Source organism: Conexibacter sp. CPCC 205762, from assembly GCF_030646155.1.
GTDB lineage: Bacteria > Actinomycetota > Thermoleophilia > Solirubrobacterales > Solirubrobacteraceae > Conexibacter.
In genome coordinates, this window is the sequence record NZ_JAUTDN010000048.1 from 1 (window position 1) to 18,343 (window position 18,343).

General features: G+C 75.9%; 14 protein-coding genes. 13 read left to right on the forward strand and 1 reads right to left on the reverse strand.

All coding sequences use genetic code 11. From position 1 onward, the window contains the following. The 6 genes from Q7L73_RS24925 to Q7L73_RS24950 form a co-directional block, all read left to right on the forward strand. Positions 1-1,346, forward strand: a 1,346-nt coding sequence (locus Q7L73_RS24925) for a gamma-glutamyltransferase (RefSeq protein ID WP_304715698.1), incomplete at its 5' end; no start/stop codon positions are given. Next, positions 1,343-3,277, forward strand: a complete 1,935-nt coding sequence (locus Q7L73_RS24930) for a primary-amine oxidase (protein WP_304694281.1) — start codon at positions 1,343-1,345, stop codon at positions 3,275-3,277. The genes Q7L73_RS24925 and Q7L73_RS24930, both read left to right, overlap by 4 nt. Beyond that, positions 3,274-4,725 (forward strand): aldehyde dehydrogenase, encoded by a 1,452-nt coding sequence (locus Q7L73_RS24935; protein ID WP_304694279.1) that lies wholly within the window; start codon positions 3,274-3,276, stop codon positions 4,723-4,725. Before Q7L73_RS24930 ends, Q7L73_RS24935 begins: the two co-directional genes overlap by 4 nt. Next, a complete protein-coding gene (gene solA / locus Q7L73_RS24940; protein WP_304715699.1) occupies positions 4,722-7,175 on the forward strand; it encodes an N-methyl-L-tryptophan oxidase in 2,454 nt (817 codons plus the stop codon). Before Q7L73_RS24935 ends, solA begins: the two co-directional genes overlap by 4 nt. A 37-nt stretch (positions 7,176-7,212) precedes the next feature. Further along, positions 7,213-7,959 (forward strand): hypothetical protein, encoded by a 747-nt coding sequence (locus Q7L73_RS24945; protein ID WP_304694276.1) that lies wholly within the window; start codon positions 7,213-7,215, stop codon positions 7,957-7,959. Beyond that, positions 7,959-8,744, forward strand: a complete 786-nt coding sequence (locus Q7L73_RS24950) for a hypothetical protein (protein WP_304694274.1) — start codon at positions 7,959-7,961, stop codon at positions 8,742-8,744. Before Q7L73_RS24945 ends, Q7L73_RS24950 begins: the two co-directional genes overlap by 1 nt. Before the next feature lie 3 nt (positions 8,745-8,747). Here Q7L73_RS24950 and Q7L73_RS24955 read toward each other — a convergent pair whose 3' ends face one another. Continuing rightward, positions 8,748-9,464 carry a GntR family transcriptional regulator gene (locus Q7L73_RS24955; RefSeq protein WP_304694272.1) on the reverse strand — a complete coding sequence of 239 codons (717 nt, stop codon included), beginning with the start codon at positions 9,462-9,464 and terminating at the stop codon, positions 8,748-8,750. A gap of 175 nt (positions 9,465-9,639) precedes the next feature. Here Q7L73_RS24955 and Q7L73_RS24960 point away from each other — a divergent pair, with 175 nt between their 5' ends. From Q7L73_RS24960 to Q7L73_RS24990, 7 genes are read left to right on the forward strand one after another with little or no spacing between them, the layout of a single operon-like run. Beyond that, positions 9,640-10,338 (forward strand): cysteine hydrolase family protein, encoded by a 699-nt coding sequence (locus Q7L73_RS24960; protein WP_304694270.1) that lies wholly within the window; start codon positions 9,640-9,642, stop codon positions 10,336-10,338. Further along, positions 10,335-11,045: an urea amidolyase associated protein UAAP1 gene (locus Q7L73_RS24965; protein WP_304694268.1), complete on the forward strand. Its 711-nt coding sequence runs from the start codon at positions 10,335-10,337 to the stop codon at positions 11,043-11,045. The genes Q7L73_RS24960 and Q7L73_RS24965 overlap by 4 nt, the downstream gene beginning before the upstream one ends. After that, the gene (locus Q7L73_RS24970) at positions 11,046-11,669 is read left to right on the forward strand and encodes an urea amidolyase associated protein UAAP2 (RefSeq protein ID WP_304694266.1); all 624 of its coding nucleotides are present in this window, start codon (positions 11,046-11,048) and stop codon (positions 11,667-11,669) included. After that, positions 11,654-13,753 (forward strand): 5-oxoprolinase/urea amidolyase family protein, encoded by a 2,100-nt coding sequence (locus tag Q7L73_RS24975; RefSeq protein ID WP_304694264.1) that lies wholly within the window; start codon positions 11,654-11,656, stop codon positions 13,751-13,753. Before Q7L73_RS24970 ends, Q7L73_RS24975 begins: the two co-directional genes overlap by 16 nt. Next, positions 13,750-15,639, forward strand: coding sequence for an amidase family protein (locus Q7L73_RS24980; RefSeq protein ID WP_304694262.1), 1,890 nt, complete (start codon positions 13,750-13,752; stop codon positions 15,637-15,639). Before Q7L73_RS24975 ends, Q7L73_RS24980 begins: the two co-directional genes overlap by 4 nt. Continuing rightward, positions 15,632-16,720: a serine hydrolase gene (locus tag Q7L73_RS24985; protein WP_304694260.1), complete on the forward strand. Its 1,089-nt coding sequence runs from the start codon at positions 15,632-15,634 to the stop codon at positions 16,718-16,720. Before Q7L73_RS24980 ends, Q7L73_RS24985 begins: the two co-directional genes overlap by 8 nt. After that, the gene (locus tag Q7L73_RS24990; RefSeq protein WP_304694258.1) at positions 16,721-18,343 is read left to right on the forward strand and encodes a creatininase; all 1,623 of its coding nucleotides are present in this window, start codon (positions 16,721-16,723) and stop codon (positions 18,341-18,343) included. It begins immediately after the preceding gene.

Sequence of the window (18,343 nt, forward strand, 5' to 3'; positions counted from 1 at the left end):
CGCGGCTGCCGCTCGCCGGCCACCTGCGCCGCGCCGCCGCGCTCGCGCGCGACGGCGTGCCGGTCGCGCCCGGCCTCGCCCGCGCGATCGAGGCGCGCGCGCCGCAGATCGCCGCCGACCCCGGCCTCAGCGCGCTGCTGACGCCCGGCGGGCGCGCGCTCACGAGCGACGACACGCTCGTCCAGCCCGCCCTCGCCGCGACGCTGGAGACGATCGCGACCGACGGCCCCGGCAGCTTCTACGGCGGCGCCGTCGGCGCCGCGCTCGTCGGCGGCATGCAGGCGGCCGGCTCCGCGATGACGCTCGCGGACCTCGCCCTCCACCGCGCCGAGCAGGCCGCGCCGCTGAGCGCCGAGCTGCTCGGCGCGACCTGGCACGTCGCGCCGCCGCCGTCGGCCGGCATCACGCTGCTGGCGATGCTCGACGGCCTCGACGGCGACCGCCTCCCGCTGCAGCGCGCCCGCGACGCCGCCGCCGCCCGCGACCGCTTCCTCGGCGACCCCCGCCGCGGCCCGCTCGACCTCGCCGCGCTGCGCGCCGCCGACCCCGCCGGCTCACCGCGCGCCGCCGCCGCGTCCGACACGACGCCCGCCGGCCCGCCGCGCGCAGACGCCTCCGGCGCGACGCCCGCGGCCGCCGACCTGCTCCCCGCCGGCAACGAGCGCGCGGCCGGCGACACGGTCGCGATCGCCGCGATCGACAGCGAGGGGCGGGCGGTGACCGTCGTGCAATCGGTCTACCAGACCTTCGGCGCCGGGCTGCTGGAGCCGAGCACCGGCATCGTGCTGCACAACCGCGGCTCGGCCTTCTCGCTCCAGCCCGGCCATCCGGCCGAGATCGGCGGCGGGCTGCGGCCGCCGCACACGCTCTGCCCCGCGCTCGTGATCGCCGACGGGACGATCACCGCCGCCGGCTGCCAGGGCGGCCGCGCGCAGCCGCAGGTGCTCGCGCAGCTCGCCGCCGACCTCGCCGACCCGTCCGCCGACCTGCCCGCCGCCGTCGCCCGCCCGCGCTGGGTCGTCGGCACGCGCGACATGGACCGCGAGGTCGAGACCGTGCTGGCCGAGCCGGAGGCCGCCGCACCCGCCGCCGACGCCGCACCCGCCGCCGACGCCGCCGTGCCGGCGCCAGCCGACGCCGCCGGCCGCTTCGACGGGCTGGCCGCGGAAGCCGCCGAAGCCGGCGTCGCCTTCGAGCGCCTGCCCGCCCCGACCGGGCTCGCCGGCCACGTCCAGGCCGCCCGACTCGCCGCCGACGGCGCGCAGCAGGCCGCCACCGACCCGCGCGCCGACGGCGTCGCGACCACCTTCGCACCCGCCCCCGACGACGAGGACCGACCGTCATGAGCATGCTCGCCCCCGGCTCCGGCCGCCCGACGACCGCTGGGTCCGCCGGCCATCCGCTCGACCCGCTCAGCCCGGCTGAGATGGCGGCCGTCGTCGCGGCCGTCAGGTCCGACGAGCGCCTCGGCGAGCCGCTGCGCTTCACGGTCGTCTCGCTGGAGGAGGCCGCGGCCCGCGCCGGCGAGCGGCGCGCCGAGGTGATCGTGCGCGACGCCGGCAACCACCGCTCCTGGCACGTCTCGGTGCTGCTCGACGGCGAGGCCGCCAGCGCCGACCGCTGGGACGACCTGCACGACGACCAGCCGCCGATCACCCCGCACGAGTCGCGCCTGTTCGCCGCCGCCTGCCGCGCGAACCCCGCATTCGTCGCGGCGCTCGCCAAGCGCGGCATCGACGACCCGTCGCTGACGATGGTCGACGCCGAGTCGCTCGGCGGCTTCGTCCCGGAGCGGTACAGAGGCCGCCGCGTCGCCTGGGGCGCGACCTGGCACCGCGAGGACGTGAAAGACAACGGCTACGCGCGCCCGGTCGAGGGGCTGATGCCGATCGTCGACCTCGACACGATGGAGCTGCTGGAGATCGAGGACCGCGGCGTCGTCAGAATGGCGAGCGAGCGCGGCACCTTCGCCGAGGGCGAGTGGGGCGCGCCGCGGCCGAACCTGAAGCCGCTGGAGGTCGAGCAGGCCGAGGGCCCGTCGTTCACCGTCGACGGCTGGCAGGTCGACTGGCAGGGCTGGAGATTCCGCGTCGGCTTCGACCACCGCGAGGCGCTCGTGCTGCACGAGCTGACCTTCCTCGACCGCCCCGTGCTCAAGCGCGCCGCCGTCAACGAGATGTACGTCCCGTACCTCGACCCGACCGCCTCGCAGTACCGCAAGAACTTCTTCGACTGGGGCGAGTACGGCGCCGGCGTGATGACGAACTCGCTGGAGCTGGGCTGCGACTGCCTCGGCCTGATCCACTACTTCGACGCGACCGTCGTCGACGGCGACGGCTCCGTGCGCGACATCAGACACGCGATCTGCATGCACGAGGAGGACCACGGGATCGCCTGGAAGCACACGAACGGGCGCACCGGCGAGGTCGAGGTGCGGCGCTCGCGGCGGCTGATCGTCTCCTCCTTCGCGACCGTCGCCAACTACGACTACGGCTTCTTCTGGTCGCTCTTCCAGGACGGCTCGATCGAGCTGGAGATCAAGCTGACGGGGATCCTCTCCGCCGCCGGCATCCCCGACGGCGAGCAGCCGCTGCACGGCCGCATGGTCGCGCCGAACGTGCAGGCGGCGACCCACCAGCACTACTTCGCCGTGCGGCTCGACACCGAGGTCGACGGGCCGCTCAACCGCATCGCCGAGGTCCACGCCGAGCCGGAGACCGATCCGGCGCTGGACCCGTACGGCAACGCGGTCCGCGCCGTCCGCACGCTGCTCGCGAGCGAGTCGGCGGCAGCGAGACGCAACGACCCGTCGCGCGCCGTCCACTGGCGCGTCGAGAGCGACAGCGAGACCAACCGCTACGGCGAGCCGACCGCCTACCGCCTCCACGTCGACTCGACCGCGGTCCCGTTCGCGCGGCCGCACTCGGTCTCCGGCCGTCGCGCGCCGTTCGTCGAGCAGCACGTGTGGGCGACCAAGCGCAGCGACGCGGAGCGCTACATCGGCGGCGAGTACCCCAACCAGGCCGAGCCCGGCGCCGACGGCATCCACAGATGGCGGGAAGCGGACCGCTCGCTCGATCCCGCCGAGCTGGCCGTCTGGGCGATCGTCGGCACCCACCACCTGCCGCGCCCGGAGGACTGGCCGGTGATGCCGGTCGCGCGCGGCCACATGCGCTTCGAGCCCGACGGCTTCTTCGACCGCAACCCGGCGATGGACCTCGCGCGGCCGCAGTCGGCGCAGGGCGGGCACTGCTGCCACGGGGACGGCGCCAAGTGACCGCCGTGCTCCCCGCCTTCCCCGCGCTGACGCCGATGTCGATCGCCGGCGCGCCGGTCGACGGCGCCGGCGGCGAGACGATCACGGTGATCGATCCCGCGACCGAGGAGGTCCTCACGCACGTGCCGCAGGCGACCGACGCGGAGGTCGACGCCGCCGTCGCCGCCGCGCTCGCCGCCCACCGCGACGGCCGCTGGCGCAAGCTGCCGGCGACCGCGCGGCGTGACACGCTGCAGCGGCTGGCCGAGCTGGTCGCCGCCGAGGCGGAGGAGATCGCCGTCCTCGAGACGCTCGACAACGGCAAGCCGATCGAGCGCGCCCGCGGCGACGTCGAGCTGGGGCTCGCCGCGCTGCGCCACTTCGCCGGCGCGCCGACCCGCCTCACCGGCACCGTCGCGGCGCCGCAGCCGGGCCGCCACGCCTACGTCGTGCGCGAGCCGGCCGGCGTCGTCGCGGCCGTGCTGCCGTGGAACTTCCCCTTCATGATCGCCTGCTGGAAGCTCGCCCCGGCGCTCGCGGCCGGCTGCCCGGTCGTGATCAAGCCGGCCGAGCAGACGCCGCTGTCCGCGCTGCGGTTGGCCGCGCTGTGCGCCGAGGCCGGCATCCCCGAGGGCGTCGTCTCGGTCGTCACCGGCGACGGTCGCAGCGGCGCGCGCCTGGTCGAGCACCCGGACGTCGCGAAGATCACCTTCACCGGCTCGACCGAGGTCGGCCGGCTCGTGATGGCCGCCGCCGCGCCGGCGGTCAAGCACGTGACGCTGGAGCTGGGCGGCAAGTCGCCGCAGATCATCTTCGACGACGCCGACCTCGACGCCGCGATCCCGATGGCGATCCGCGGCGTCTTCGGCCACTCCGGCCAGATGTGCACCGCCGGCAGCCGCCTGATGGTGCAGTCGTCGATCGCCGAGGAGGCGCGCGAGCGGCTCGCCGCGGCGGTCCGCGGGCTGAAGGTCGGCCCCGGCTTCGCCGGCATGGTCAACGTCGGGCCGCTGGTCTCCGCCGAGCAGCGCGAGCGCGTCGCCGGCTACGTCGAGATCGGCACGGCCGAGGGCGCGTCGGTGATCGCGACCGGCGCGGCGCCCGACGGCCCCGGCTACTACGTGCCGCCGGTCCTCTTCGGCGGGATGACGCCGGGGATGCGGATCGCGCGCGAGGAGATCTTCGGCCCGGTCGTCGGCGTGATGGAGTTCGCCGACGAGGCGGAGGCGCTCGCGCTCGCCAACGACTCCGCCTACGGCCTCGCCGCCGGCGTCTGGACGCGCGACCTCAGCCGCGCACACCGGATGGCCGCCGAGCTGGAGGCCGGCACGGTCTGGGTCAACACCTACAACGCCTTCGACGCCGCGATCCCCTTCGGCGGCGTCAAGCAGTCCGGCCTCGGCCGTGACCTCGGCGACGCCGCGGTCGAGTCCTTCACCGAACTCAAGAGCGTGACGATCGCATTGTGAGCCCGATAGACGTCGAATTCGAACGGGCTCGCACGCCCGGGGTGGGCGACGCCCACCATCTCAACGCCGCCGGCGCCGCGCTCCCGAGCGCGCGCACGCTGGCCGCGGTGACCGAGCAGCTGCAGCTGGAGGCGCGGATCGGCGGCTACGAGGCCGCCCACGCCGTCCGCCCCCGGCTCGACGGCCTCTACGCGCTCGCCGGCAACGTGCTCGGCGCGGCCGCCGACGAGATCGCGCTGACCGAGTCGGCGACGGTCGCCTGGCAGCGCGCGGTCGACGCGCTGCGGCTCGGCCGCGGCGACCGCGTGCTGGTGTCGCGCTCGGGCTACGTCTCGTGCGCGCTGCACCTGCTGACGCTGGAGCGCGAGCGCGGCGTCGTCGTCGAGCTGCTGCCGTGCGGCGAGGACGGCGCGCTCGACCTCGACGCGCTCGCCGCATCGCTGGAGGCCGGTCCGGCCGCGCTGCTCGTGGTGACGCACGTGCCGACGTCGTCCGGCCTGATCGAGCCGGTCGCCGCGGCCGGCGAGCTGGCGCGCTTGCATGGCGTGCCGTACCTGGTCGACGCGACCCAGTCGGCCGGCCAGCTGCCGCTCGACGCGGCCGCGATCGGCGCCGACCTGCTCGTCGCGACCGGCCGCAAGTTCCTGCGCGGGCCGCGCGGGACCGGCGTGCTCGTCGTCCGCCGCGGGCTGCTGGAGCGGCTCGCGCCGACCGCGCCCGACGTGCGCGGCGCCGAGTGGACCGGCGAGCGCGACTGGACGCTCGTCGACGCCGCCCGCCGCTTCGAGACGTGGGAGGGCTCGCACGCGCTGCGGCTCGGGCTCGGGGTCGCGCTGGCGGAGCTGGACGGGCTCGGGGTGGCGTCTGTGAGCGAGCACCTCGGGGCGGCGTCGGATCGCCTCCGCGGCGAGCTTTCAGCGCTCCCCGGCGTGCGAATCGCCGACCCGGCGGGCGCCGCAGGCTCCGCGATCGTCACCTTCACCGTCGACGGGATGCCGGCGCGCGACGTCGCCGCCCAGCTCGCGGTGCGCGCCGTCCACGTCGTCTCGGTGCCGGCCTCGCACGGGCGCTGGGACCTCGAGCCGCGCGCGCTGCCGGCGGTCGTGCGCGCGTCGATCCATGTCTACAGCGACGACGGCGACCTGAACGCGCTGCGCGACGGCGTCGCCGCGCTTGCGCGGCTGTCGGTCGCGCCGCGGGCCGAGCTGGCGGGAGCGGCGTCCGGCAACGGCGCGTCCGCGAACGGCTCGGCGGCGGGCGCCGGCGCCGGCGCGGCGGGCGCGGGTGCCGCAGGGTCCGCGCGCCCGCCCGCGCCCTCCTACCCGGCGACGCCCGGCCCGCCGGTCGAGCGGGTCGACGCGGTCGTCGTCGGCCTCGGCGCGCACGGCTCGGCGACGACGCGCGCGCTGGCTGAGCGCGGCTTCAAGGTCGTCGCGCTGGAGCGCTTCCGGCTCGGCCACGACCGCGGCTCCTCGCACGGCGAGACGCGGATGATCCGCCGCGCCTACCCGAACCCCGTCTGGGACCCGTTCGTCGAGCTGGCCTACGACGCCTGGGCGCGGCTGGAGGAGGCGACCGGCGAGCGGCTGCTGGAGCGCTCCGGCGGGCTGTTCGCCCGTCCGGTCGGCGCGACCGACGCGCTGCGCGGCCCCGGCTGCACGGTGCTCGACGCCGACGCCGCGCGCGAGGTCTTCCCCGCGATCGAGCTCGGCGACGAGCTGGAGGGGCTCTACGACCCGGCCGCCGGCCTGCTGCACGCCGACCGCTCGCTGCGCGCGCTGCAGCTGCTCGCGCGCCGCTCCGGCGCGAAGCTGCGCGACGCCGAGCCGCTGCTGGCGTGGGAGCCCGACGGCGACGGCGTCCGCGTCGACAGCGTCGGCGGGCGGCTGCGCGCCGACCGGCTGATCGTCTGCGGCGGGCCGTGGCTGCCGTCGCTGGTCCCGCAGCTCGGCCTGCGCCAGCGGATCGCGCGGATCGTCAACGTCTACCTGGAGCCGCGCAACCCCGCGCTGGTCGTGCCGCCGTCGCTCGGCTGCTTCTCGTTCGACCTGCCGATCGGGCTCGTCTACGGAATCGCCGCCCTGCGCGGCCGCGGCGTCAAGATCGGCCTCGACGACGGCCGTGAGATCGACCCCGACCGCCCGCGCGAGCCGGCGACCGAGGCCGAGCTGGCCGAGCTGGCGGCCGTCGCCGCCCGCCACCTGCCGGCGGCCGCGGGCCCGATCCAGTCGTCGCTGACCTGCCTCTACGCCTTCACGCCCGACAAGCGCTTCGTCGTCGGTCCCGTCCCCGATCTCCCCCAGGTGCTCGTCGCCTCGGCCTGCTCGGGCCACGGCTTCAAGTTCGCCCCCGCCCTCGGCGAGGCGCTCGCCGACCTCGTCGCCGGCACCGCCCGTCCCGACCTCGACTTCATCTCGACGACGCGGCTGGAGGCGCAGCCGGCGCAGTAGGACGTGGCGCGTCGGCACTCACTAGAGTGCCGGGGCGATGGGGAACGAGCTGCTGAGCGCACGCCGGGCCGCGGTCGGACTGCTGGCCTGCGCCGCGGTCGCCGCCGGCGGCTGCGGCGGCGGCAGCAAGTTCGAGCGCGTCGGCGAGGTGCAGCCGCAGCCGGCGCCGACGACCACCGCCGTCAGACCGCCCTCGCCGCAGGCGCTGGCGCGGGCGGCGCTGCTGGAGCAGTCCGATCTGCCCGACAACTGGCAGGCGTACTCTGAGATCCGCAGACTCAGCGGCGACGACCTCGCCGTCGTCGCCTGTCTGCCGCGCGCCACGCCGCCGCTCGCCGGCGCGCTCGGGCCGCAGTTCGCCGACAGCGCCTCCGAGCAGCGCGACGGCACGATCGTCCAGCTCGAGCAGGTCGTCGAGCTGCACGCGAGCGAGGACGTCGCGCGCGAGGTGATGGCCGCCTTCGAGACGCCGCGCTCGCGCCGCTGCCTCGTGCGCTCGTTCCTGCCGTGGCTGCGCGACACGCTCAGAGGCGACGTCAGCTTCAGCGACCTGCACGCCTCGCCGCTCGAGCTGCCCGCGCTCGCCGACGACCGCGCCGGCCTCCACGTCTGCGCGACCGCCTTCGCCCAGAACACCGAGCGGCGTCTCTGCAACGACGTCGTGATCGTCCGCCACGAGCACGCGACGACGACGCTGACGATCAACGCCTTCGGCGCACCCGACCCGTACCGCGCCAGACAGTTCGCCACGCTCGCCGCGAGACGGCTGGAGGAGACGCTCTGATGGAGAACCACCTTGCACGCGCCCTGACGGCGCTGCTGGCCGGCGCCGCGCTCGCCGTCGCCGGCTGCGGCGGCAACGCTTCCGACGGCGCGACGACGACCGCCGCCGCGCCTGCGACGACCGCCGACACCGCCCCGGCGCCCGCCGCGACGCCCCCGGCCGCGACCGCGATGAGTCCGCGCGAGCGTCTGCGCAGCGCACTGCTGGTCGTGTCGGAGCTGCCGGAGGGATGGACGCCGCACGACGCGGTCATCCAGTACCAATGGCCGCACCGCGACGCCCACTGCCTCCAGCCGATCGCGCCGCCGCGCGACGGAGCGTTCGGGCCCTTCTTCGAGCTCAACCCAGACCAGCAGGCCGGGTCGCTTGTCCAGGTCGTCGAGCGCCAGTCCGGCACGGCCGCCGCGCGGCGGGCGCTCGCTGCCTTCGGCTCGCAGCGGGCTCGCCGCTGCTTCATGCGGGAGTTCACCGCCACGCTGCGCGCCAGCGCCCGCGAATCGGGCATCAGAACCCGCCTCGGCTCGTTTCGCTCCGTGCCGCTCGAGCTGCCGTCGGTCCTGTTCGGCGACGAGGCCGCCGGTCTCCGCCTCTGCGGTCTCGCGAGATTCCTGAGCGGACGCTACGAGGGCAGGGCGAACACCTATTGCGACGACCGCGTGATGGTCCGCGCCGGCGTGCTGACGACGCTGCTCCACCTCACCGGAGGGAACTCGCAGGAAGCGATCGAAGCCGACGAGCTCGGCGCGCTCGCCGCCGAGAGACTCGAAGCGGCGGCGGCGCGCTAGCCGCTACGCCTGGAAGACGGTCGTCGAGCGCTCTTCGTACCAGCGCGCGAGCTGCTCGCCCGACTCGATCACGTGCTTGTGCATCGCGGCGCGGGCGGCGGGGCCGTCGCCGGCCTCGAGCGCGCCGATGATCTGGTCGTGCTCGACGACGGTGAGGCGGCGGGCGGCCGGATCTGAGGCGAGCACGAGCGCGAGCACGTTGCGCGGGAACGACTCGTTGATCTGGTTGATCATCCTGCCGAGCCACGGGTTGCGGGCGGCCTCGTGGATCGTCGTGTGGATCTCGTCGTTGGCGAGCGTCGTCGGCGCGGTCGCGCCGGCCGCGGCCTGACGCGGTCTCGCCTTCTCGGCCGCTCTGCGCATCGTCTCGTTCGCTCTGCGCAGGATCGCGAGCTGCGGCTCGGTGATGCGGGTCGCGGCGCGCTCGGCGGCGAGGCCCTCCAGCTCGGCGCGGACCTCGTGGGCGGAGCGGACCTCCCACGGCGACGGGACGCGGACGACGGCACCGCGGTTGGGGACGACGGTGATCAGGCCGCCGGTCTGGAGCTGCCGCAGCGCCTCGCGCACGGGCGTGCGGCTGACGCCGAACTCGGACGCCAGCGCGGCCTGCCGCAGCTGTGCGCCGATCGGGATCTCGCCGGTCATGATCCGCTGGCGGATGCGCTCCGCCAGGTCGTCGACCAGCGCCTGCGGCTCCTGCTCCCTCGTCGTCGCGGTCATCGTCGTCGGTAACCCCCGATTGAGTGCTGTGGATCCGATGCCCGGATGGCCGGATCCATTGCAAATCGTACTTCACAGTGGCGCCGGAACGCGCCGCAGCGGGGGTGCGTGCGCACACATTGGCACAAGTTGGATCCACTTGCATCCAGCGTGGATCCCGTTTAGCATCGCCGACGTGACCGACGCTTCCGCCACGCCGCAGGGCGCGCCCTCCGCCGACGCGCAGGGCGGCGCCGCCGCTCCCCCGTCCGCGCCGCTGGCGCTGATCGTCGTCGACGTGCAGGGCGATCCTGGCGGCAGCAGCCCCGGCATCGCCCACACCGACGGCAAGGCCGTCCGCTACCAGCGGGTCCTCGACCTGGTCGCGACCGCGCGCGCCAACCACGTGCCGGTCGTCTTCATCCAGGAGGTCCACAAGCCGTCGCTGGTCGACATCGGCCGAGAGCTGGACGGCGCCGAGGGCGTCCACTGCGTCGAGGGCGAGCCGTCGACCGAGCTGGCGCCCGACCTCGTCCCCGGCCCCGACGAGTTCCTCATCCGCAAGCGCCGCTACTCGGCCTTCTTCGCGACCGAGCTGGACCTCGTGCTGCGCTCGCACGGGATCAGGACGGTCGTGCTCGTCGGCGGGCTGACCGACGTCTGCATCCACTACACCGCGGTCGACGCGCACCAGCACGACTACCACCTGCGGGTCGTCGCCGACGCCGTCGGCGGCTCCTCGGTGCCGGCGCACGACGCGGCGCTGAGAGCGATCGAGTACCTCCAGCGCGACGCGCTCACGACGACCGCCGCGATGAAGGACGCCTTCGCCGCGCAGCCGGGCGTGCCGCTGGGGCGGCGGGCGGCGGACGGCGCGGACGAGGCGCGCGCGTGACCGCCGCGCTGCTCACGCGCGAGCTGCCCGGGGGCGCGACCGCCGCGCTCGTCGTCAGACCTGGCCGCGCGCTGCGGATCACCGCGCGCGAGGACGGCGCCAACGTCGCCGCGCTGCTGCTGCGCGCCGACTGGCCGGCCGAGCGCTACTCGATGGCGGACACGCTGAAGGCGCAGTTCGTCGCGTACCTGACCGCCGGCAACGCGCTCTACTCCGACATGGGCCGCGTGCTGATGTCGATCACGCGCGACGACTGCGGCTGGCACGACCCGCTCTCCCCGCTCCCCTCCGACGGGGACGTCGCCGCGCGCTACGGCGCGCGCTCCTACCAGGCGGCGCGCAACGAGATGCACCGCAGCGCTCTCCGCCAGCTGCTCGTCGAGCTGTCGAAGCAGGGGCTCGGCCCGCGCGACCTGCCGCCGGCGATCCACTTCTTCTCGCGCGTCGGGGTCGACGACGCGGGCGGGCTGGCGTTCGTCCCCGGCAACAGCGCGGCCGGCGACGCCGTCGAGCTGCGCGCCGAGCTGCCGACGCTGGTGCTGCTGCACGCCGGCCAGCACCCGCTCGACCCCGCCGCGGAGTACGCGCCGCGCGCGGCGACGCTGGAGCTGGTCGCGGTCCCGCCCGCGCCGGCCGACGACGCCGCGCGCACCTTCCGTCCCGAGAACGAGCGCGGGTTCGCCGCCTCCGAGGAGGCCCTGGTCTAGATGTCCCGCGATCCCGCGACCGCCGCGCTCGACGTCGTCGTCGAGGCCGGTGACGGCTGGGCCGGCGTCGTCCCGGCCGGCGGCGTCCTCCGCATCGTCGACCTGCACGGCAACCAGGCCGCCGACACGCTCTTCTACGACGCGCACGACCGCTCCGACCGCTACGACGCGCAGCTCACGCTCGCCCGCAACGGCGCGATCTACCTGACGACGGGCAGCGTCCTCTGCTCCAGCGCGGGCGGCGAGCTGCTGCGGATCGTCGACGACACCTGCGGTCGCCACGACACGCTCGGCGGCGCCTGCTCGCGCGAGTCGAACGTCATCCGCTACGGCGGTCACGTGCGCGACATGCACGCCTGCCGCGACACCTTCACGCGGCTGGCGCTGGAGCAGGGGATGGAGAAGCGCGACCTCACCTCCAACGTCAACTTCTTCATGAACGTGCCGGTCACGCCGGCCGGCGAGCTGACCTTCGCCGACGGCATCTCGGCGCCCGGCAAGCACGTCGAGATGGAGATGGCGCGCGACGTGCTCGTGCTGATCTCCAACTGCCCGCAGCTCAACAACCCCTGCAACGCCTACGACCCGACCCCGATCCGCCTGCTGTCGTGGCTCCCCAGCTGACCGTCGAGCGCGGCGGGACGCTGACGACGGTCCAGGACTGGCCGGGACGGCTCGGCCTGTGGGAGGTCGGCGTGCCGCCGTCGGGGCCGATGGACGCGCGCTCGCTGCGGGTCGCGAACCTGCTCGTCGGCAACGCCGAGGGCGCCGCGGGGCTGGAGATCACGCTCGCGGGGCCGTGGCTGCGGTTCTCGTCCGCTGCCGTGATCGCGCTCGTCGGCGCGCCGACGCGGGCGCGGCTCGACGGCGCTGTGGAGCTGCCGTTCGATCGCGCGGTCGCGGTGCCGGCGGGCGCGGTGCTGAGAATCGGCGCGCTGAAGGGACCGGGGCTGCGGACGTACCTGGCGGTGGCCGGCGGGCTCGACGTCGCGCCGCAGCTGGGCAGCCGCGCGACGTTCACGCTCGGCGGCATCGGCCAGCCAGGGCGACCGCTGGCGGCGGGGGACGTGCTGGGGGTTGGGGATGACGCCAACTCCCTGGGTTGGACTCGAACCAACCCGCTTTCGATCGACAGCGCCGCCCCCACCCCCTTCGAGTCGCCCTGGATCCTCCACGTCACGGCCGGGCCGCACGGGGCGCCGGAGCTGCTGACGGCGGCCGGCGTCGAGGCGCTGCTCGGCGGCGGGGCGGCGTGGACGGTCCACCACCACTCCGATCGCACCGGCATCCGCCTCGTCGGCCCGCGCGTCGCGTTCGCGCGGCCCGACGGCGGCGAGGCCGGCCTGCACCCGTCGAACATCCACGACTCCGCCTATGCGCCCGGCGCGATCATGCTCGCCGGCGACGCGCCCGTGATCGTCGGACCGGACGGCCCCAGCCTCGGCGGCTTCGTCGTGCCGGCCGCCGTCGTCAGCGCCGACCTCTGGAAGCTCGGCCAGCTGCGCCCCGGCGACCGGGTCGAGCTGCGCGCGATCGACGCCGCCACCGCCGCCGCCCGCGCCACCCGCCACGACGCCGCGATCGCCGCCCTCGCCGCGCCGCCGGCGCCGGAGGAGGCGGCGCCCGCCGCGCGGATCGTCCGCCCCACGCAGGTGGAGGCCGCCGCCGCGCCGCACGCCGCTCCCGCACCGCAGGCCGCCGACGCCGCCGCGCCGCGAACCGCTGACGCCCCCGCCAGCCCGCGCGCCGCCGCCGAAGCGCCCGCCGTCCGCTACGCCCCGATGGGCGACGCGCACCTGCTGGTCGAGTACGGGCCGCAGACGCTCGACCTCGCCCTGCGCGTCCGCATCCACACGCTCGCCGATGCGCTCCAAACCGCCGCGCCGGACGGTCTCGGCGAGCTGACGCCGGGCGTCCGCTCGCTGCTGATCAGACGCGACCCGCGGCGGCTGGGCGAGGAGGCGCTGCTCGGCCTGCTGCGCGAGCTGGAGCGCGGGCTGCCGGCCGCGAGCGAGGTCGAGCTGCCGTCGCGGATCGTGCGGCTGCCGCTGTCGTGGGACGACCCGGCGGCGCAGGAGGCGGTCACGCGCTACGCGCAGTCGGTCCGCGCCGGCGCGCCCTGGTGCCCGTCGAACATCGAGTTCATCCGCCGCATCAACGGGCTCGACTCCGAGGACGCGGTCAAGCGGATCGTCTTCGACGCGACCTACCTCGTGCTCGGGCTCGGCGACGTCTATCTTGGCGCGCCGGTCGCGACGCCGCTGGACCCCGCCCACCGGCTCGTGACGACGAAGTACAACCCGGCGCGCACGTGGACGCCGGAGAACGCCGTCGGGATCGGCGGCGCGTATCTGTGCGTCTACGGGATGGAGGGGCCAGGCGGCTACCAGCTCGTCGGCCGCACGATCCCGGTCTGGTCGACGAGCGGCCACGCGCAGGGCCTGGAGGACGGCCTCCCCTGGCTGCTGCGCCCGTTCGACCGGATCCGCTTCGAGCCGGTCTCGCACGACGAGCTGACGCGCCTGCGCGACGGCTTCCACGGCGGCGCGACCGCGGTCGCGATCGAGCCCGGCACGCTGCGTCCCGCCGCCCACGCCGGCCCGCTCGCCCCCGCGGCCGAGACCTTCACCACCCGCCGCGCCGCCGCCTTCGCCGCCGAGCGCGCGGCGTGGGAGGAGGCCGCCGCCGCAACAGGAGCCCCCGCATGACCTCCACCGACGGACACGGCCCCGCGCTCGCCGCCGCCGAGCGGGCGCTGGCCGCGATCGGCGAGCCGGACGACCAGCGCGTCTGGATCGCGCGGATCCCCGCCGAGACGGTGCGCGAGCGCGCCCGCGCGCTCGACGCCGCCGCCGCGGCCGGCACCCGCCTGCCGCTCCACGGCACGACCTTCGCCGTCAAGGGCAACCTCGACGTCGCCGGGCTGCCGACGACCGCCGCCTGCCCCGCCTTCGCCTACGAGCCGGCGCAGACCGCGACCGTCGTCGCGCGGCTGGAGCAGGCCGGCGCGCTGCTGCTCGGCACGACCAACCTCGACCAGTTCGCGACCGGCGTCGTCGGCACCCGCTCGCCGTACGGCGCGCCGAGCGCGGTCGACGACGCACAGCGGATCTCCGGCGGCTCCTCCTCCGGCTCGGCGGTCGCGGTCGCGCGCGGCGAGGTCGACTTCGCGCTCGGCACCGACACCGCCGGGTCCGGCCGCGTCCCGGCCGCCTTCAACGGGCTCGTCGGGACGAAGCCGAGCCGCGGCCTGCTGTCGACCGCCGGCCTCGTCCCCGCCTGCCGCTCGCTCGACTGCGTCTCGATCCTGACCGCCGACGCCGCGCTCGCCCGCCGCGTGCTCGACGTCGCCGACGCGCCCGATCCCGCCGATGCGTACAGCCGTGCCGATCGCGCCCCGCGCGGCGGCGGCGCGCTGCCGCCGCGGCTCGCGATCCCGACGCCCGCCGCCCTCGCCCCGCTCGACGCCCCCTCGCGCGCCGCCTGGGACGCGACGATCGCGCAGGCGGCCGCGCGCGGCGCGGAGCTGGTCGAGGTCGAGATCGAGCCGCTGCTGGCCGCCGGCCGGCTGCTGTACGAGGGCCCGTGGGTGGCGGAGCGGTTCGCCGCCGTCGGCGCGTTCGTGAAGGCGGCCGCCGCCGGCGAGCCCGCCCCCGCCGCAAGCCAAGACGCCCACGTCGCGGGCCAGGCAGCCCCTGCCGCCGGCCGGGCCGCCCCCGCCGCCTCCGCCGCCGGCCAGGCCGAGTCCGCCGCCGGCCAGGCCGAGTCCGCCGCCGGCCCGAGCGCCCCCGCCGCCGACGGCCTCGACCCCTCCGTCCGCCAGATCGTGCTCGCGGCCGAGCGCTGGAGCGCGGCCGAGGCGTACGCGGCGCAGGAGCGGTTGGAGGCGCTGCGCGCGCCGGCCGCGGCGCTGTTCGCGCAGGCCGACGCGCTGCTCCTCCCCACCGCCGCCCGCCACCCGACCCATGCCGAGGTCGCGGCCGATCCGCTCGGCGTCAACGCCCAGCTCGGCCACTTCACGACGTTCGTCAACCTGCTCGACTGCGCCGCCGTCGCGCTGCCGGGCGAGCGCCGCGCCGACGGGCTGCCGTTCGGCGTCCAGCTGATCGGCCCAGCGCTGACCGACCGCTGGCTGCTGGAGCTGGCGGCGTGGTGGAACGGCGAGCCGCCGCTGCCGGCGCCGGGCGACCCGCTCGTCGCCGTCGCCGGCGCGCACCTGCGCGGCCAGCCGCTCAACCACCGCCTGCTCGCGCTCGGCGGCCGCTTCGCGCGCGCGACCCGCACCGCGCCGCGCTATCGCGCCTACGAGCTCGCCGGCACGCCTGCCCGCCCCGGCCTCGTCCGCGTCGGCGACGAGGACGCCGACGGCGGGGGCGCGATCGAGGTCGAGCTGTGGCGCCTGCCGCTTGCCGGACTCGGCGGACTGCTGACCGAGATCGCCCCGCCCTTGGGGCTCGGGACCGTCGAGCTGGAGGACGGCGCCAGCGCGATCGGCTTCCTCTGCGAGCCGCACGGCGTCGCCGGCCGCCCCGAGTTCACCCAGCTCGGCGGCTGGCGGGCATGGCTGGAAGGCAAGGAGGCCGTCCATGGTTGAGCACGCCGCCGCCGAGGATCTCGGGATCGAGCCGGTTGCGCTGGAGCGGGCGCTGGCGCTCGCGCTCGCCGGCGAGCCGGCGCTGCCGCGCGACATGCGCGCGTGGCTGACGACGACGCTGGCGAACGAGCCGTGGCCGCAGATCATGGGCGATGTGCTCGACCGCGGCGGTCCCAACGGCGTCGTCTGGGTCGGCGGCCGCGAGGTCGCCTCGTGGGGCGATTCCGACCGCGTCGAGATGTGCTTCAGCCTCGCCAAGTCGGCGCTCGCGACCGTCGCCGGGATCGCGTACGCCGACGGCCTCCTCAGCGACCTCGACGCGCCGTTCCTCGACAGCGTCCCGCAGCTCGCGTCGCTCGTCGTCGAGGGCACCTGCGGCGACGCGGCCGCCGCCCACGAGATCACGTGGCGCCATCTGCTGACGCAGACGAGCGACTGGCGCGGCGAGCTGTTCGGCGTTCCCTGGTGGGCCGATCCGCAGGGCCGGATGACGCCGAGCGAGCCGCGCCACGGCGCCGGCATCCGCTTCTCCTACAACGACGTCCGCACCAACCTCTGCGCGCTCGCGCTCACCCACCTGCTCGGCGACTCGCTCGACAACGTCTTCCGGACCCGCGTCTTCGACCCGATCGGGGTCAGCTCCGACTGGAGCTGGCGCGGCCTGCGGCAGATGCGCACCGAGCTGCCCGACGGCCGCGTCGTGCCGGTCGTGACCGGCGGCAGCCATTGGGGCGGCGGCTGGTGGTGCTCCGCCCGTGACCTCGCCCGCTGGGGCCTGCTGCAGCTGCGCGACGGCGTCTGGAGCGGCGCGCAGGTGCTCGATCCGCGCTGGTGCGAGCTGCAGCGCGAGAGCACCGGCGTGCGCCCGGCCTACGGCCTGATGTGGTGGCTCAACCGTCCCGACGGGACCGAGTACCCGGGCTGCGGCGCCGCCGGCTTCGCCGCCCACGGCACCGGCGAGCAGCTCGTCTGGTGCGACCCGGAGCGCGACCTCGTCGCCGTCGTGCGCTGGGCGCGCGAGCCGATCCCGATCCTCGCCGCGCTGACCGCGGCGGTTCCCGCGACCGTGATGGAGACCTAGATGGGCGCCCCGATGATGGCCGAGATGACGTGGCCCGAGGTCGACCTGGCGGCGCGCGCCGGCGCGGTCGCGCTGTGGTCGGTCGGCGCGACCGAGCAGCACGGGCCGCACCTGCCGGTGTCGGTCGACCACCTGCTGCCGGTCGAGCTGTCGAAGCGGATCGCCGAGCGGGTCCACTGCGTGATCCCGCCGCCGCAGCCGTTCGGCAACCGCAGCCACCCGCTGAGCGGCGGCGGCCAGGGCTTCCCCGCGACGACCTCGCTGCGCGCCTCGACGCTGATCCAGGTCGTGCGCGACGTCGTCGGCGAGCTGGCCCGCTCCGGCTTCACGCGGATCGCGCTGATCAACTGGCATGCCGAGAACGTCAACCTGCTGTACGAGGGCGTCGAGCTGGCGCGCGAGGCCGGCGGCTTCGACGACGTGACGGTGATGATCGTCGACCGCGTCTGGGCGTCGTTCGGCGAGGGCGAGCTGGACTTCCTCTTCGCCGACGCCGACGGCTTCCCCGGCTGGGCGGCCGAGCACGCCGCGATCGTCGAGACGAGCCTGATGCTCGCGCTGCGGCGCGACCTCGTGCGCGAGTCGCTGATCGCCGACGATCAGGCCGCCGAGCGCCCCTTCTACGAGCTGCGCCCCACGCCGCCGTCGCACATCGCGCAGAGCGGCGTGCTGGCCCCGGCGACGCCGGCCTCGGTCGAGAAGGGCGAGCGGCTGGCCGGCATGCTGGTGGAAAACCTCACCCGCGGCCTGATCGAGGGCCTCGGCGCGCCGCTCGCCGTGAAATCGGGGCCCTCAGAGGGCACCGATCTCACGCTCCTCCCCACCTGCGACCGCCTTCACCCGCTGCTGCTCGGCTGGGAGTCGGCGCCGGAGTGGGTCTCGCTGGAGGGCGGCTCCAGAGCGATCCGCAGGCTGCCGATCATCGGGATCCTCGTCCACACGCCGGCCGGCTGGCTGCTGCTGGAGAGCGGCGTCGACCTGGCCCCGTTCGCCGGCCTGCCGCTCGACACGCCGCACGAGATCTGGCGCGCCGGGCTGCCCGAGCAGCCGTACGAGGGCGACGACGGCGACCCGCTGCTGCACCAGCTCGCGCGCGTCGGCGTCGCGCTCGACGAGATCGCCGGCGTCGCGCTGTCGCATCTTCACCTCGACCACACCGGCGGCCTGCGCCACTTCAACCAGCGCGGGATCCCGGTCTGGCTGCAGCGGCGCGAGCTGGCGTTCGCGCGGCGCGCGTCCGCCCCCGGCGAGGAGGCGAGCCGCGCCTTCTACGAGACCGACCTCGACGGGATCGACTGGCGGCTGCTCGACGGCGACGGCGAGATCCTGCCCGGCGTCGAGGCGATCGCGACCCCGGGCCACGCGCCCGGCCACATGTCCTACCGCGTGCGGATGGCCGAGTCGGGCACGTGGATCTTCGCCGTCGACGCGATCGACCTGCAGGAGGGGATCGACTCGGGCCGCCCGATCGGCAGCTCCGCCGCACCCGCCGACGCGCCCCTGCGCAGGCTCTCGCACGAGCGGCTGATCTCGCTCGCGGCGGCCGAGGGCGCGCGCCTCGTCCCCGGCCACTGCCCTGTCACCTGGCCCGCGCTGGCGGCTGACCCGGCCGGCTTCCGCTGA